The organism is Bacillus sp. SD075 (assembly GCF_017355165.1).
Lineage (GTDB): Bacteria > Bacillota > Bacilli > Bacillales > DSM-1321 > Peribacillus.
Map to the genome: position 1 here is coordinate 1 of NZ_JADILK010000043.1, position 15,317 is coordinate 15,317.

16 protein-coding genes are annotated in these 15,317 nt (G+C 40.5%); 12 read left to right on the forward strand and 4 right to left on the reverse strand.

Annotation, left to right across the window (positions count from 1 at the left end):
• Positions 1-277: 277 nt before the first annotated feature.
• Positions 278-1,894 carry a long-chain fatty acid--CoA ligase gene (locus IOC57_RS20610; RefSeq protein ID WP_207440452.1) on the forward strand — a complete coding sequence of 539 codons (1,617 nt, stop codon included), beginning with the start codon at positions 278-280 and terminating at the stop codon, positions 1,892-1,894.
• A 90-nt stretch (positions 1,895-1,984) separates the two neighbouring features.
• The gene (locus IOC57_RS20615) at positions 1,985-2,782 is read left to right on the forward strand and encodes an enoyl-CoA hydratase (protein WP_207440453.1); all 798 of its coding nucleotides are present in this window, start codon (positions 1,985-1,987) and stop codon (positions 2,780-2,782) included.
• Positions 2,783-3,216: 434 nt separating this feature from the next.
• Here the strand turns inward: IOC57_RS20615 and IOC57_RS20620 are convergent, their stop codons facing one another.
• Positions 3,217-3,405, reverse strand: a complete 189-nt coding sequence (locus tag IOC57_RS20620) for a YhzD family protein (protein WP_207440454.1) — start codon at positions 3,403-3,405, stop codon at positions 3,217-3,219.
• A 337-nt stretch (positions 3,406-3,742) separates the two neighbouring features.
• Between IOC57_RS20620 and cysK the strand changes: the two genes are divergently transcribed.
• The 8 genes from cysK (at position 3,743) to IOC57_RS20660 (ending at position 12,805) form a co-directional block, all read left to right on the forward strand.
• Positions 3,743-4,663 (forward strand): cysteine synthase A, encoded by a 921-nt coding sequence (gene cysK, locus IOC57_RS20625; RefSeq protein ID WP_207440455.1) that lies wholly within the window; start codon positions 3,743-3,745, stop codon positions 4,661-4,663.
• Positions 4,664-4,858: 195 nt separating this feature from the next.
• Positions 4,859-6,061, forward strand: a complete 1,203-nt coding sequence (locus tag IOC57_RS20630) for a metallophosphoesterase family protein (RefSeq protein ID WP_309487743.1) — start codon at positions 4,859-4,861, stop codon at positions 6,059-6,061.
• 21 nt (positions 6,062-6,082) lie between these two features.
• Positions 6,083-9,103 carry an ATP-binding protein gene (locus IOC57_RS20635; RefSeq protein ID WP_207440457.1) on the forward strand — a complete coding sequence of 1,007 codons (3,021 nt, stop codon included), beginning with the start codon at positions 6,083-6,085 and terminating at the stop codon, positions 9,101-9,103.
• Between the two features lie 40 nt (positions 9,104-9,143).
• A complete protein-coding gene (locus IOC57_RS20640) occupies positions 9,144-9,551 on the forward strand; it encodes a hypothetical protein (protein ID WP_286185084.1) in 408 nt (135 codons plus the stop codon).
• Positions 9,552-9,881: 330 nt separating this feature from the next.
• On the forward strand, positions 9,882-10,706 hold the full coding sequence (locus tag IOC57_RS20645) for an ABC transporter ATP-binding protein (protein ID WP_207440459.1): 825 nt from the start codon (positions 9,882-9,884) through the stop codon (positions 10,704-10,706).
• Positions 10,699-11,397: a (2Fe-2S)-binding protein gene (locus IOC57_RS20650; RefSeq protein ID WP_207440460.1), complete on the forward strand. Its 699-nt coding sequence runs from the start codon at positions 10,699-10,701 to the stop codon at positions 11,395-11,397. The genes IOC57_RS20645 and IOC57_RS20650 overlap by 8 nt, the downstream gene beginning before the upstream one ends.
• Positions 11,398-11,574: 177 nt before the next feature.
• Positions 11,575-12,513, forward strand: a complete 939-nt coding sequence (yhaM, locus tag IOC57_RS20655; RefSeq protein WP_207440461.1) for a 3'-5' exoribonuclease YhaM — start codon at positions 11,575-11,577, stop codon at positions 12,511-12,513.
• A 100-nt stretch (positions 12,514-12,613) separates the two neighbouring features.
• Entirely contained in the window at positions 12,614-12,805 is a 192-nt protein-coding gene (locus tag IOC57_RS20660; RefSeq protein ID WP_396020871.1) for a sporulation YhaL family protein, read from the forward strand.
• Positions 12,806-12,851: 46 nt separating this feature from the next.
• Here the strand turns inward: IOC57_RS20660 and IOC57_RS20665 are convergent, their stop codons facing one another.
• Entirely contained in the window at positions 12,852-13,718 is an 867-nt protein-coding gene (locus tag IOC57_RS20665) for a peptidylprolyl isomerase (protein WP_207440463.1), read from the reverse strand.
• Between the two features lie 199 nt (positions 13,719-13,917).
• Between IOC57_RS20665 and IOC57_RS20670 the strand changes: the two genes are divergently transcribed.
• Both IOC57_RS20670 and IOC57_RS20675 read left to right on the forward strand, forming a co-directional pair.
• A complete protein-coding gene (locus tag IOC57_RS20670; RefSeq protein WP_207440485.1) occupies positions 13,918-14,001 on the forward strand; it encodes a YjcZ family sporulation protein in 84 nt (27 codons plus the stop codon).
• A 182-nt stretch (positions 14,002-14,183) separates the two neighbouring features.
• Entirely contained in the window at positions 14,184-14,267 is an 84-nt protein-coding gene (locus IOC57_RS20675; protein WP_061462016.1) for a YjcZ family sporulation protein, read from the forward strand.
• A 112-nt stretch (positions 14,268-14,379) separates the two neighbouring features.
• Here the strand turns inward: IOC57_RS20675 and IOC57_RS26070 are convergent, their stop codons facing one another.
• Both IOC57_RS26070 and IOC57_RS26605 read right to left on the reverse strand, forming a co-directional pair.
• On the reverse strand, positions 14,380-14,562 hold the full coding sequence (locus IOC57_RS26070) for a hypothetical protein (protein WP_034314696.1): 183 nt from the start codon (positions 14,560-14,562) through the stop codon (positions 14,380-14,382).
• 108 nt (positions 14,563-14,670) lie between these two features.
• Entirely contained in the window at positions 14,671-15,210 is a 540-nt protein-coding gene (locus IOC57_RS26605) for a DUF3267 domain-containing protein (protein WP_207440464.1), read from the reverse strand.
• Positions 15,211-15,317 lie beyond the last annotated feature (107 nt).

Genomic DNA, 15,317 nt, shown 5'->3' on the forward strand with positions numbered 1-15,317 from the left:
TAAAATGGCTTAACATAGTGGCTCGAAGAGCTCAAATCTCTTAACCTTTGGTCAAAATTTCAAAGGGAATTTCAAAAGGGGTTCGGAATTTTTTAATTCAGAACCCCTTTTGTCTACAAACTGCAGGATCTAGTTTAGATCCTTTTTTTATTTGAAAAATATCATCCAGATACAGCCGGATTCAAAATAATCGTAAAAGGCACCTAGGGAAAAAGGATTATTTTTTTTCTGGTCGAATATATAATGAGCATGCTTTTAATATAAGGGGGAGATTGTAATGATGGATACTCCATTGATCATGACTCAAATCATTGAGAGAGCTGAAAGATATTTTCCTAAGAAAGAGGTAGTTTCGCGTACGGATGGTGGAATTCATACCTTTACATATGCTGAGATTGCTGAGCGTACAAGAAGGCTAGCAAGTAATCTTGAAAAATTCGGTATTCAAACAGGTGACCGTATTGGAACACTTGCCTGGAACCATCATCGTCATTTAGAAGCTTATTTTGCGATTCCTTGTCATGGTGCTGTCCTACATACAATTAATATGCGTCTGTCTCCTCAACATGTTTCTTATATCATCAATAGTGCGGAGGATCGATTATTATTGATAGACCCGGATGTCATCCCCCTTTTGGAAGCAATTAAAGATGAGTTAACGACAGTGGAAGGTTATATCATAATGACGGATAAAGAGGAGTTGCCCGATACGACCCTTTCACCTATTTATCATTATGAAAAATTATTAGCCGAAGGGAATCCGAAACAGCCATTCATTCAAACCTTGGATGAAAATGCACCTGCCGGAATATGTTATACTTCCGCTACGACGGGGAACCCAAAAGGTGTGGTTTATTCACATCGCGGAATTTTGTTGCATGCGATTGCACTGGGGCTTGCGGATTCTACAGCAATAAGCGAACGTGATGTGGCACTTCCTGTCGTGCCCATGTTTCATGTGAATGCCTGGGGCATGCCATTTGCCAGTGTTTGGTTTGGAACGAAGATGGTTTTGCCGGGACCCTATTTCACCCCAAAGATTTTGGCGGAGCTTATAGAAACGGAGAAGGTTACGATCGCAGCAGGGGTGCCGACGATATGGCTGGGATTATTGAAGGAGCTAGAAGAAGGCAGCCATGATACGAGCAGCATTCGTGCTATTTTATGCGGGGGGTCGGCTGCCCCGAAAAGCATGATCAAAACCTTTGAACAAAAGTATAGGATACCATTCCTGCATGCCTATGGAATGACTGAAACAAGCCCGCTCGTATTTGTATCAAAACCGAAAAGCTATCAGGAGGACCTCCCTGAAGAAGAACTTTATGAATTGAAGGCCAAGCAGGGCCTTGTTTCACCAATGATAGAAATTAAAGTGATCGGTCAGGATGGCGAAGTGAAACCTGATGGAAAAGAAATGGGCGAATTGCTGATCAGGGGTCCTTGGATAGCAAATGAGTATTTTAAGGATGGGCGGTCAGAAGATACATTTAAAGATGGCTGGCTGTACACGGGGGATGTTGTCACGATTGATGAAGAAGGATTCGTGAAAATCGTCGATCGGACTAAGGACTTGATAAAAAGCGGCGGTGAGTGGATTTCTTCCGTAGATTTAGAGAATGCATTAATGGCCCATGAAGGAGTCTTTGAAGCGGCGGTAATTGCAGTGCCTCATGAAAAATGGCAGGAACGGCCGATTGCCTGTGTTGTTTTGCAGGACGGATACAAGGGGCAAGTATCCCAGGAGGACGTCATCGAATTTTTAAAGCCGCAGTTTGCAAAATGGTGGCTGCCGGATGAAGTGGTCTTCTTGGATGAAATCCCGAAAACCGGTGTTGGGAAGTTCTTGAAAAGGGCATTGCGTGATCAGCTTCAGGATAAATATATCAATAAATAATGGGAAATTTATTAAATTATACCTTTTCGCCCTATTCTGTTAATGGACGAAAAATATATAATAGAGTCATAGAAAAGAGGAGGGAATAAATTGAGTATTGAATCGACTTCACCTGCAGGAACTGTTTTAGTCACATACTCGGACAGAACGGCTACTGTTGCAATGAACCGTCCAGAGGCCATGAATGCTTTAAATCCGGAAATGCTGTATGATTTTATTAATGCCCTTAAGGAAGTAAGTGAGAAAGATGAAGTGGACGTTGTCATTTTAAAAGGGAATGGAAAAGCATTTTCCGCGGGTGGTGACATTAAGATGATGCTCTCGCCTAGAAAAGAAAACGCTTTCGATGAACTGATGGATGGAATCAGTGAATTGGTGACCACTCTATACTTCATGCCTAAATTGACCATCAGTGCCATTCATGGTGCCGCTGCAGGGCTTGGGTTGAGTATAGCTCTTGCAACCGATCATCTTATTGCCGATTCGGAAAGTAAGGTTGCCATGAATTTTATCGGAATTGGATTAATCCCTGATGGTGGCGGACACTTTTTCCTTGAACGTCGACTTGGTGAAGTCGCTGCGAAAGAATTGATTTGGGAAGGTAAAGTGCTTACAGCGCTTGAAGCAAAAGACAAGGGCCTTATTCATGAAGTGGCATACGGAACTTTGGAACATGCTGTAGAGAAGAAAGTGCAATCATGGCTGCAAAGCCCGGTTCAGGCCATGATTAAAACGAAAAAGATCCTTAGTGAAAAAAATCGCCCACTATTAATTAAGATGCTTGAGATTGAAAAAGCTGCTCAGATGAAAATGCGCCAAACGGCGGACCACCAAGAGGGAATAAAAGCTTTCGTGGAAAAAAGGAAACCGAACTTCATCGGAAAATGAATGAGAAAGGCCATCATTTTTTAGTCAAGACCTCAGTTTGCAGATCGAAAAAAATTCGTGAACGGTCGAATAAAGTGCGGGGGAGGCCGAATAGCGTGAACGGCTGAATATTGTGTGGTTTATGTCGATAAACTTCTCCGGTCTTTATGTTTTTTACTGTAATCCTCAAAGAAATTTGCGAAACTCCTGCTGAAATAGTGGCTAGCCGAGACACCAAAGGCGCTTGCGCCGAGGAGGTTAGGCAGACAGTCGGCGGAAAGGAAGCGGATATCTGAAATTAACTGGACTTTATAAATGAAAAACTGCAGACAAACTGAGTTTTCATCGAGTTTGTCTACAATCTGAGGCCGTCACGTTTGTGACGGCCCTTTCCTATATAGTTTAAAAAGGAAGATGTTGAAAAATTGATTGCATCTTTAGTGTTTGCGCTTCCATCAGCGATGAAAAAGCAATAAAGTGCCTGAAGGTGATGTGCAGCGATGTGTTTGATCTTGATAGTTTTTTTCCTTCAATAGATTTTGTCCCAATTCTTTTGCTTGCTCATCATTCTCGGCTTTAAATGATTCATCCAATAATTTTTCCCCTGACGGTTCAAAAACGGTTAATTTGTATATTCTGCTCATTTTCAAAAACTCCCTTGTCAAAAATAATACTGTCTTTTATCTAAAGAGAACTGTTATAAAAATTTTATCATTATCTGTCAATTTTGACTATTGTTATGTGAGGGAAATGTATTAAGATAAGGAATATTGATCAGTAGCTGAAAATCTTGAAAAATGATGGAAAATAACTATATCGAACTAATTTCTTAGTTTTTTCCTTATAGTTTGGAAACAATCAAAACAAACCCTATTTATACTAGAGGAATTCTCTCTTTAAAATGAAAAATCATAAATGATATAATAAACCTGAGTAAAATGTGCATGTAGTCTGTGTATGGGGCGAAGGGGGATTTTTTGAATGACAGTAAAAATCGTTAATAATATCACTGAATTGATAGGAGATACACCTGTTGTAAGGATTAATCATTTAACAGAGGAGGGTGACGCTGAAGTATTTGTGAAACTTGAATATTTCAATCCGAGCCGCAGCGTAAAAGATCGGGCTGCCTTCAATTTAATTAGGCAGGCTGAATTGGATGGTATCATTCAATCCGGGGCCACGATAATAGAACCTACATCAGGGAATACAGGTATTGGGCTTGCTATGAATGCCGCCGCAAAGGGGTATCGGGCCATTATGGTCATGCCGGATAATATGTCAAAAGAAAGAATCAATATCTTAAAGGCATACGGAGCGGAAGTTGTCCTCACCCCTGCATCTGAGCGGATGCCGGGAGCCATTCGTAAAGCTGAGGAACTCGCTGCAGAGATTCCCAATAGCTTTATTCCGCAGCAATTTGAAAACGAAGCCAACCCTGATATTCACAGAGTGACGACAGCAGTCGAGATTTTAGATCAGATGGATGGAAACCTGGATGTGTTTGTCGCTACTGCTGGAACAGGAGGGACGATAACCGGGACTGGTGAAGCCTTAAAAGAACATCTTCCAGATTTAAGGGTTGTCGTTGTCGAGCCCAAGGGTTCTCCAGTTCTTTCTGGGGGAAAGCCTGGTCCTCATAAGTTAGTGGGTACGAGCCCTGGTTTTATCCCCACCATCTTAAATACAGAGGTATTTGATGAAATCGTACAAGCCGCTGATGAAGATGCGATTTCCACCATGAAGGATATGGCTTCGAAGGAAGGTATATTGATTGGACCTTCAGGAGGTGCCTCTGTCTGGACGGCCTTGCAGGAAGCTCGTCGTCTTGGAAGTGGAAAACGGGTATTATGCATTGCACCGGATAATGGTGAACGCTATTTAAGTATGGATATTTTTTAATGATGAAAAAGACCGAATGCCGTGCATGAAACAATGTCCACGCCATTCGGTCTTTTTCCTGTTGAATTTGCCCATACTGGAATACTAGGTACCATGATGCCATATTAAAATAATAATGTATGGGAAAGTATGTTCTGTTCATGTTAAAATTAAATGTGAAATGTTGATAGAAACGAGGTGAGACTTTTGAGCGGTGTGAAGTTCATTCATGCGGCGGATCTCCATTTGGACAGTCCCTTTTCAGGGTTGAAGGATATGCCGTCATCTATATTAAAGGAAATTAGGGAAAGTCCGTTTAAAGCTTTTCAAACTATCATTAATGAAGCGATTTCCCGTCAGGTGGACTTTATCGTGTTATCAGGGGATCTATTTGATGGGGAAAATCGTAGTCTTCGGACACAGGTTCGCTTTCGAACCGAAATGGAAAAACTCCAGCGGCATCAGATCCCTGCTTATATCATTCATGGGAATCATGATCATCTCAGCGGCTCATGGATTACTGTGGAGCTTCCGGATAATGTCCACGTATTTTCAGGGCAAACCGAAGTGAAACGGTTTGAAAAAATAGATGGGACAACTGTCCATCTTTATGGATTCAGTTATCCACGCCGTCACGTAAGGGAGAGAATGGTAGATACCTACATAAAAGCTGAAGGGGCCGATTATCATATAGGTCTGCTTCATGGGAATTTGGAAGGCAATTCCGAACATAGTCCATACGCCCCTTTTTCATTGAAGGAACTGACTGCTAAAGATTTTGATTACTGGGCATTAGGCCATATCCATAAGTATCAGGTGGTTTCAGAAGATCCCCTAGTGATATACCCAGGGAATATTCAAGGCAGGAACAGAAAGGAGTCTGGCGTCAAAGGATGCCTGCTCGTCGAATTCGACGGGGACATGAAGCGTCATGCCTTTATTGAAGCCTCTGAAGTGATATGGGAAAGTGAAACAATCGAAATGACCCCTGAAGGTGGATTTGATGCCCTGTTCAAGCAATGCAAGGAAGTAATTGAACAGAAGGGTTTCGATGGGAGAAGCTTCCTTTTGGAATTGAAGCTGGATGCAGGTGATTCAGCAGGGGCTTCCGGGGAATATCTTGAAGAATTGACCCGGATCTTGCAGGAAGAGGACCAAGGGGAATCATTTGTCTGGGTGTATAAAATCAAAGTCATCCAGTCCACGCCGATGATAAGGTCAAATGAAAGAATATCGCCATTTATGGCTGAGGTATCCAGGCTTGCTTCGGAATTTGATGATACGGAGGCGGCTCTGGCCCCGCTTTATATTCATCCGGGTGCAAGGAGGTTTCTTGATTCAATGGAACCGGAAGAGGAGAGGGAACTTTTGGATGAAGCGGAAAGATGGCTTTTGCAAGTTTTTGAAGCGAATAAATGAGTGGAGGGAGGAGGAACGGATTTGATTATTAAAGACCTCCATGTTTATGGTTACGGCAAACTGGAAAATCAGCGTTTTCCTGAATTGGGACAGCTGCGGATTTTCTTTGGGGAAAATGAATCGGGCAAGTCAACCATCATGTCCTTCATTCATAGTATGCTATTTGGATTTCCGACAAAGGTTCAAAACGAACCGCGTTACGAGCCCAAAATGCATGCCAAATATGGGGGAAGGCTCAGTCTCATAACAAAAAAAGATGGGGAAATCGTTATAGAACGTGTGAAGGGAAAAGCTGTTGGCGATGTAAAATTGACCTTCGAGGATGGAAGGATCGGCGGCGAGGAAGAATTGAATGAGATTCTCCATGGCGTTGATAAAAACTATTACCAAGCCATTTTTTCTTTCGATCTTCAAGGTCTGCAGGGTTTACATACGCTAAGTGAAGGGACCATGAGTAAATATCTGCTTTCAGCTGGGCTGATTGGGAATGATAAGCTTCTTGAAGCCGAAATGAAATTGCAAAAAGAGATAGATTTAAGGTTCAAGCCATCAGGCCAAAAACCTTTACTGAATGTGAGATTAAAAGAACTTAAGGAATTGCAGAAAAAGGTGAAAGCATCGGAAGAAGAACAGCAGTCATATACGGGATTGCTTCAGGAAGAGGCAAATCTTACGGAGGAACTCTCTAAAGTCACGGAAGAGATTCAAGAGATTGAAGAAAATCTTGTTAACGTGAGTGCTTTTTTGCGAATTAAACCCTTGGTTGAAGAACAGGGGGAACTTGAAACAGAAATAAGTAAAATTCCGGAAGTGAGTTTTCCTGTTGATGGCTTAAAAAGACTAGAACAGTTGCAGGCAGTTGGAATGCCGATGAAAGCCCAACTCGCTGCATTGACAGAGAAAAAGGACAAACATGAAGGGAAACTCACGGAAATACAAATCAATCCCTTCATCAAGGAACATAAAGAACGAATTGAACATGCAATCGATCAAGGAACATTGCTGGAGAAGCTCGAGCTGGATATAAGAACAGCGGAACAAGAAAGGCTGTTGGAAGAAAAGAATATCGAAAAGGTGAAGCAGGAATTATTCTTGGATGTTTCTGATGATGAAATAAGAAAACTGGATATCAGTACATTCATGAAGGAAAAGGTGAAATGGGCCGAGAGGGAAAAGCATCAACTCCAAAATGATAAAAAACAGCTTGATGAGAAATATGGACTGCAAAAGGAAAGTCTGGAAACGACAGAAGCCCGCTTGAAGGAGATAAAGGCCCAGTTACTGCCGGATGAAAAAAGAATCGAGCTGGAGTCCTTATGCAACAAGCAGAATAACATCGAATTTGAAACAGCAAAATCCCTTATTCTTGATGAACAAATACTCCAACTTGAAAAACAATTGGCCTTACAGAGGAAGAAGGAAGCTCATAATCGCAAACGTTCACTCATCATGAATGGCAGTTTAATAATACTTCTTTGTTTAGTTGCGATCGGAAGTTATTTCAGTGAACAGATTTTGTTGGGGATTACACTTCTAGCCGTGGCTGTCCTGTTTGCGGTTTCCAGGTATCTCTTTAAAGGTGATGATATATTGTCCGGATATATCAGGCAATTGGATGAGATGAAAGGGAATAGGGCTGCAATTGGGAGTGAAACCAATAGTGGGAGTGAAGGGGAGTCGATGGGACGGTTGATTGAACTGGACCAGCGTCTTCAAAGGCGGTTTGAAAGTGAAAGGTTCAAATATGAAGAGAGAGAGGAAGCGTTTGAATCGACCATTCAGGAGTATGCTACTTGGGAAGCTAGCAGGGACCGCTTGGATAAAGAAGTGAGGAGTATCTTAAGTGGCTGGGGTCTGTCTTATCCAGGAATGGAAATTAATCTTGAATCTGTATTTGAGCTTCTTGAGAAATGGAAGGAAGCCGTTGATAGGAAATATGAAACAATCAAGAGGCACAATTTTCTGCATGCAGAATTTGAGGGTAAATCGAAGGCTTTATTTCATTTCGCACACAGCCTCGATTTTGAACCATCCACATGGCGGGAAGCGATTGGCCTATTGAAACGGGAAATGAATAAAGCGGTTGAATTCTCCGTTCAACTAACACAATGGTTGCAGGAACGGAGTCGTTTGACAGACGAAATCGAGCAGTTGACGATGGAAAAAGGATATCTTGATGCAGAAATGGAAATGCTTTTTAAGTTAGCGAAGGTCAAGGACGAGGAGAAGTTCAGGCAAGGCGCTGCATTGTTCGAAAAGAAAATTACTTTACAAAAACAGCTTGATTTGATTACCATTCAAATTGGGCAATCCAGAATGCTGCCTGAACAAATCCAAGTTTACCTGAAGCAAGGGATCAACACGTATACTTTTGAAAATCTAGAACGGAAACGGAAGGATTCTGTAAAGGTGAAATCACTTTTATTAGAGAAACAGGCGGATGTGAAGCATAGGATAAAACAGCTTGAAGTTTCGGGGATTTATGATGACATACTTCATCGTTTTTATGAAGAAAAAGCTGCTTTTAACGAAGAGGCGAAGGAATGGGCGAAATTGGCAATAGCCAAAAGCTTATTGAATAAAACCTTGGACCGATATAAAAGGGAACGCCTGCCGAAGGTCATCGCTGATGCTGAGCGGCATTTTTCCTTTTTAACGAATGGAAGCTATCGTAAAATCATCCTTGATCAGTCGGGAGAAGGAATTTGGGTACAGCGCAGTGATGGCTTAAGTTTCAGGGTTGAAGAGGTCAGCCGCGGGACAGCAGAGCAAATTTATGTTTCCCTAAGGCTCGCACTTGCTGATCATACCTTTGAAAATGATTCATTCCCTCTCATCATTGATGATAGTTTCGTCAATTTTGATGCGGAAAGGACAAAACGGATGCTCGAGTTATTGAAAAAAGTTTCGGAAAAGCGGCAAATTTTATTTTTTACATGTCACCGATATATAATGGAGTACTTTAGCGAAAATCAAGTGATCCGTCTATCCAGCCCCATATTGTGCCAAAATATGAATGAATGGATCATTCCCGAAATATAATGGGTTTAAACTATAAATAAAGAGAGTGAAGTTATTGAATATGAATGAGTTTGTATGCTACCATGATTCTTCTTTGGAGTTAATCATCGAAAAGGAATTTCCCGGTAAACGATGTGTTGGGGGGAAGTATTCTGCCATAGGGCATAGCATCACTTTATATAAGAGAGATATCGAGATTCAGTGTGAACGTTCCCTAGGCTCGCTTGCAAGGCTTGAGGAATTTACATGGGTGATTCTCGCACATGAGATGGGACACGCTTTAGATCCCGCTCTTGCTGTGCTTAGTGAGGAGCTATACAATACAGGAAAATCAGAAATCCTTTATCAAATAGAGGTCAATGCATGGAATATTGCAGCAGGATTAATTCCGTTTATCGTTGAGGATTTATTTACCTTCATTAGGGATGAATCCCTGGAACATTGTACGAATCGCCTGCTGGTCGGATAAATGGCTCTCCATATGGAGGGCTTTTTTTTATTTTCCGCTAAATGGAGTTTGGAAAGTCCGATCGGGATTGCACGGAGGGGGAGAATGGACGATTGAATCGTTCGGAAGCTACAAGAAGCGGTAATTGATAGGGTAAGTTAATATATGGTGCTGAATTTTTTTCGTTAATTTTTCCATATGAGGCTTCATATTTTTAAAGGAGCATTCACTTTAATGAGTCATTCAAGAGGAATGGGATAAGGAGTTTTTGGTTTATATTCATTTTTAAGATTGACAGTGAGAATCATTTTCATTAAACTGGTATTATTAGACTAGAAGGGGAGTATTTTAATGCGACCAGCTATTAACACACAGTCTTTATCGCTCGGTTATGGTGATAAATTAATTATAAATGATATGAATATTGAAATACCCAAAGGAGAGATTACCGTATTCATCGGTGCCAATGGATGTGGAAAATCAACACTGCTAAGGTCGGTTGCCCGATTGTTAAAACCTCAATCAGGCTCAGTTTTGCTCGAAGGCAAAGCGATTTCAACCATGTCATCGAAGGATGTAGCAAGAAAGATGGCAATTCTTCCACAATCCCCGGTTGCTCCTGAAGGACTTACAGTCTATCAACTTGTTAAACAAGGAAGATATCCGTATCAAAGTTGGTTGAAACAGTGGAGTTCCGTAGACGAAGAAAAAGTTCGAAAGGCGATTGAAGCAACGAACCTGACCGATTTAAAGGATCAGGCAGTCGATGAATTATCGGGAGGACAGAAGCAACGGGCATGGATAGCAATGACGCTGGCTCAGGATACGGATGTCATTTTGTTGGATGAACCGACTACATATCTTGATATGACCCATCAAATCGAGATTTTGGACTTATTGTTCGACTTGAATGAGTTTGAGAACCGAACGATCGTGATGGTGCTTCATGATTTGAATTTAGCTTGCCGTTATGCGGATAATCTGGTGGCACTTAAAGATGGGGCGATTCATGCTCAAGGCCGTCCAGAGGATATCATCACGACTGAATTGGTACAGCGTGTATTCAGCATGGAATGTCAAATTTCTTTTGATCCAATTTTCGGCAGTCCCATGTGCGTGCCGTTTGGTAAAGGACGCTACGCCCAAAGTCATGTAAAAGCGCTGGCCAATGCATAACCTCACACCGTCTATTGAAAAAGAGCTGCAAGGATATCGCATATCCTTACGAGAAGAAGTCAAAGTTTTCAAGACCTACAATCAAGCTGATGAGCTTATTCAGTATGCACAAGCCCGGACTGGGGCGGAAACGTCAAGAATAGCCATTTCAATGTGGTTCAGACGTTATGCTTTTTTTGTTACGGCACAATTTTACATGTTAAGCAAACATCGGATAATCTGGGAAGGCACACTTCAGGACATTGGCGTTTTGGATGATCCAGAAGATGAACATTGGCTCCCGAATTTTTTGCTGAAAACTAACAGGTGGAGCAATGTTACGGCAAAGGAAAGCCCATCTGCCCTCCATTCCATATTAAGCCGATTTGGTGCTGATGCCATTCGCTTCTTTTCCGGAACGGCTAAAATATCGAAACTAATACTCTGGGAAAATATTTGGAGCTATACGGTATGGATGTATAATGAGTTACTGAAGGAAACAGATATAAAGGCGCAAGTGGAAAAGGACATTGAAATGCTGCTTGCAGATGAAGTATGGCAGAATATTGAAATGCATTCCCCCTTTAAACGATTCATTGGGGAAAAAGGTTTTCCCGCGTCCATGAATCCATATAAACGGGTAACATGCTGTTTATATTACCGAATTGAGGGCCAGGAAAAATGCGCGTATTGTCCGAACAAAAATTGTTGAAATAGATTTGATTGGAGAGCCAGGCTTGGTGTCAAGCCTGGTTTTCTAGTGGAATGATAAGAGACGTTCAGCTTAGCCTTTTCTCTTCCATCGTCTATCACTTATTAACGAAAACTAAACGCACTAACGGGATTGGTATGTTATAATGTTGATATTTAATTGAACGGAGGCAGTCGCATGGGAAATGGGATCATACACTTTGGAATTGGTGAAGTAGTAGATATATATATGTACATTAAAACGAGTACAAAAGCGGTGGCAAGTAATGGAAAGCCGTTTTTAACATTGATTTTGTGTGATAAAACTGGGGAAATCGAGGCAAAGCTATGGGATGTTTCCGAGACTGATGAGAAAACATACAGTGCGGAAGCTACGGTGAAAGTTCAAGGGGAAGTCCAGAATTATCGAGGACGCAGCCAATTGAAAATCCGTAATATTAGAATCACTTCAGATGCTGATGGGGTAACGAAAGCGGATTTGATTCAAACGGCCCCTTTAAGTCAGGAAGAAATGATGGAGACCATCACTCAATTCATTTTTGAAATGAGGAATCCGAATATCCAAAGGGTGACTAGGCATCTCATTAAAAAATATCAGAATGAATTTCTGACATTTCCTGCTGCCACTAAGAACCATCATGAGTATATGTCGGGTCTGGCCTATCATGTTGTATCGATGCTAGGGCTGGCTAAGGCTATTTCAAGCCTATATCCTTCGCTCAATAAGGATCTTTTGTATGCAGGAGTCATTCTGCATGACCTTGGAAAGGTACATGAGCTATCTGGACCTGTTTCGACTGTTTATACAGTGGAAGGCAACTTGTTGGGGCACATCACCATCATGGTAAATGAAGTCGGTAAAGCTGCAGAGGAATTAGGTATTGAATCGGAAGAAATCATGATTCTCAAGCACTTGATATTAAGCCACCATGGTAAAGCTGAGTGGGGCAGTCCCAAACCGCCAATGGTGAGGGAAGCGGAAGTGCTGCATTATATTGATAATATGGATGCCAAGATAAATATGATGGACCGGTCATTGGAAAAAGTGAAACCGGGTGAATTTACGGAAAGAGTCTTCGCGCTCGATAATCGTTCATTTTATAAACCAACATTTTAATGAAATATGCTTCTTTCCCGATGGAGAAAGAAGCATATTTTTTTTTGTACGCGCATATTCTCTAGTAAATGAATAGTAGATTTTTTGGGAGGGAATGGACATGCCAATTTGGATCTGGTTCGTGTTTATTGGGATAATTGTCAGTGCAGTCATGTCAATTTGGACAGCTAGACAGGAACGGCTCATAGATGATGCTTGGATTGAGAAGGAAGGTCAGAAGTACATTGAACGCATGGAAGAAGAGCGCGAGAGGCGTAAAAAGGATATAAATCAGGGAGCAGAGCTCGAATGAGAAGAAAAAAAGCGACAGGCAAGTCCTGTCGCTTTTTGCTATTCAATTATTTTTCGGCCTTGGTTGCGTCACCTGAATTGATGGCATCTTTTAGGTCCTTATCTTTAATCTTCACGTCCGCTTTTTTGACTTCTGAATTCAAAATATCCTGAACTTTAGTTTGGTCAATTTGAGCGACTTTCAAATCATATTCAAGATCTTTTTTCATATCTTTGTATGATTCTTTTTCTTTTGTATCAAGAAGTTGGATGATGTGGTAGCCATAATCGGATTTAATCGGCTTACTGATTTCATCTTTCTTCATTTTGTAAGCTTGTTCTTCAAATGCAGGAACCATTTCACCTTGACCGAACCAGCCTAGCTCCCCGCCTTTTTCAGCTGTGCCTGTATCTGTTGAATATTCTTTGGCAAGTTTAGCGAAGTCTTCGCCTTTGTCCAATTTAGCTTTAACTTCGTTGGCTGTTTTTTGGTCTTCCACTAGAATATGTCTCGCTTTGATTTGTGGTTTATAGTCTTCATAAGCTTTTTTCACATCAGCTTCTTTTACTGTAATATCGGCAACGGCTGCTTTTTCTTGAAGCATGCCGATTTTAAGTGCACGTTTAAGATCATCTTCGCTCTTATACCCGGAAGAGGCAAGGGCCGTTTCGAAATTTTCACCCATTTGCTCTTTAAGCTCGTCCGTTTTAGCTTTAACTTCCTTATCGGTTACTGTATATTTTTCAGAAAGAACCTTTTCATAAACAAGTTCCTGAAGAACGGTTTCACCATAACGGTCTTTCATTACATTGTAAAATTCTTCTTTAGTTATATCCCCCGCTTTAGTTTCCACGACTGCTTCTTTGTCGCTGTTGCATGCTGTAAGTCCGATCAGCCCTGCAGTAACAGCAATCGATAATGCCCACTTCTTCATAAAAACAACTCCTAGTTTTAAGTTTCTGATTTGCTATTTTTCGTATTTCCACAAAATTAACTATAACATATTCTGGTTACTTTACAAAAAATAATATATTGGTGTATGAATAAGATTTTTTTGAAAAATGGGTGTACGCCTACCCGGATAATAAACCATTACATATGATAAATTGAGGACAACAAAAGGAGGTAGCATAATGAGTAATGGATTTAACGGAGGTTTCGCTTTGTTAGTGGTGTTATTCATATTATTAATAATTGTAGGATCAGCCTATTGCTAATCGGTTGCAAAATTAATAATGGAAAGAGCCCACTCCTTTTGCCATGGAGTTGAATAGGATAGGGTAGCCGCTCAACAAAAAGACGAAGTGATTATCAAGCTTAGAAAGGAAGGGATTCCTTTTTGCGGATTTAAGGGTGTGCATGAAATTAAATTACTTAAGAATGGAAAGGGGGAAGATCAATGTCTGGAGGAATAGGTGGAGGTTTTGCTCTAATTGTCGTTCTTTTCATCCTGTTAATCATCATTGGCGCTTCTTGGTTATAAACTCATAAACAAAAGGCGAAGCTGATTGCTTCGCCCTTTTTCTTTATGTGGATAATGCTCCGGGTATCACCAATGTATGTAACAAATGATGGCCATCATTTGTTGCTCATCTCTACGTATACAAAATTTCAATATAGGAGGATAATAACATAATAGTAATTAATACATTAATGGTCCTGAATACTTTAGGCTGCCGGTCTTCAGCAATTTCCTTTTGAATGCATAAAGAGTTTGTCATTCTATTAATATTATAAAGGATCAAAATAGCAAAAATAATAAACCAGAACGAGATCAAAACCTAAAATCCCTCCTTGCAAAACATCATGTATAAATACGATACCAAATTATAATGAAAAAAGATACCTAAAAATCTTATGAGGCATCTTTATGAATGAATAAGAAATCACTTTTGAATAAGTATATCGTATCCTTCGAGATGTTCCTCGATAAAAGAATTTCTTGGGGAACCTACCAGGTTTTTTATATAAATAAAATCCGATACGCATAATCCGGTGTGCAAGGATAATAAAATAGTGAAATAATGGATATAATGTGGAAAACTAAGGGCACAACCAATCAATAAGACAGACATTATGAAGAATGGCAACACAAGGGTAAACAGGTAAAGATGCTTTCGAATCGGATAATGCACATTGACTCTGCATGTAAGAACAAGGTTCCACTTCAAGGACCAAGAAGTTTTTACTTTTTTACATAATAATCGTAAGGGTAAATAGTGTAATAGTTTGTGAACAGGATATAATAAGAATAGTAGGCTAAAAAATGCCATTGTTTGATCGCCATACAAAATAACATGCGTTGAAAAAACACTTAATAATGTATAGATCACAACAAAAGACATCAATATAGTAAAAACTGAAAAAAAGATCAGACGGCAATTCCCATATTGTTTTGCCACGTCAATTGTTTTCCACGAATTCATTTCGAAATCAGCCCTCCAAAGCTGTTGAATATACTTACATACATTACGATGAATTGGTGGAAAAAGCAATGAAATTCTTGGATTAAGTTCAAGATAAAATCACTTTA

Bases quoted from the DNA above. Each gene is read 5' to 3' on its own strand.
- IOC57_RS20610 (WP_207440452.1), top strand. From the start codon at position 278: ATGATGGATACTCCATTGATCATGACTCAAATCATTGAGAGAGCTGAA.
- IOC57_RS20620 (WP_207440454.1), bottom strand. From the start codon at position 3,405: ATGAGCAGAATATACAAATTAACCGTTTTTGAACCGTCAGGGGAAAAA.
- cysK (WP_207440455.1), top strand. From the start codon at position 3,743: ATGACAGTAAAAATCGTTAATAATATCACTGAATTGATAGGAGATACA.
- IOC57_RS20640 (WP_286185084.1), top strand. From the start codon at position 9,144: ATGAATGAGTTTGTATGCTACCATGATTCTTCTTTGGAGTTAATCATC.
- IOC57_RS20645 (WP_207440459.1), top strand. From the start codon at position 9,882: ATGCGACCAGCTATTAACACACAGTCTTTATCGCTCGGTTATGGTGAT.
- IOC57_RS20650 (WP_207440460.1), top strand. From the start codon at position 10,699: ATGCATAACCTCACACCGTCTATTGAAAAAGAGCTGCAAGGATATCGC.
- yhaM (WP_207440461.1), top strand. From the start codon at position 11,575: ATGGGAAATGGGATCATACACTTTGGAATTGGTGAAGTAGTAGATATA.
- IOC57_RS20660 (WP_396020871.1), top strand. From the start codon at position 12,614: ATGCCAATTTGGATCTGGTTCGTGTTTATTGGGATAATTGTCAGTGCA.
- IOC57_RS20665 (WP_207440463.1), bottom strand. From the start codon at position 13,718: ATGAAGAAGTGGGCATTATCGATTGCTGTTACTGCAGGGCTGATCGGA.
- IOC57_RS20670 (WP_207440485.1), top strand. From the start codon at position 13,918: ATGAGTAATGGATTTAACGGAGGTTTCGCTTTGTTAGTGGTGTTATTC.
- IOC57_RS20675 (WP_061462016.1), top strand. From the start codon at position 14,184: ATGTCTGGAGGAATAGGTGGAGGTTTTGCTCTAATTGTCGTTCTTTTC.
- IOC57_RS26605 (WP_207440464.1), bottom strand. From the start codon at position 15,210: ATGAATTCGTGGAAAACAATTGACGTGGCAAAACAATATGGGAATTGC.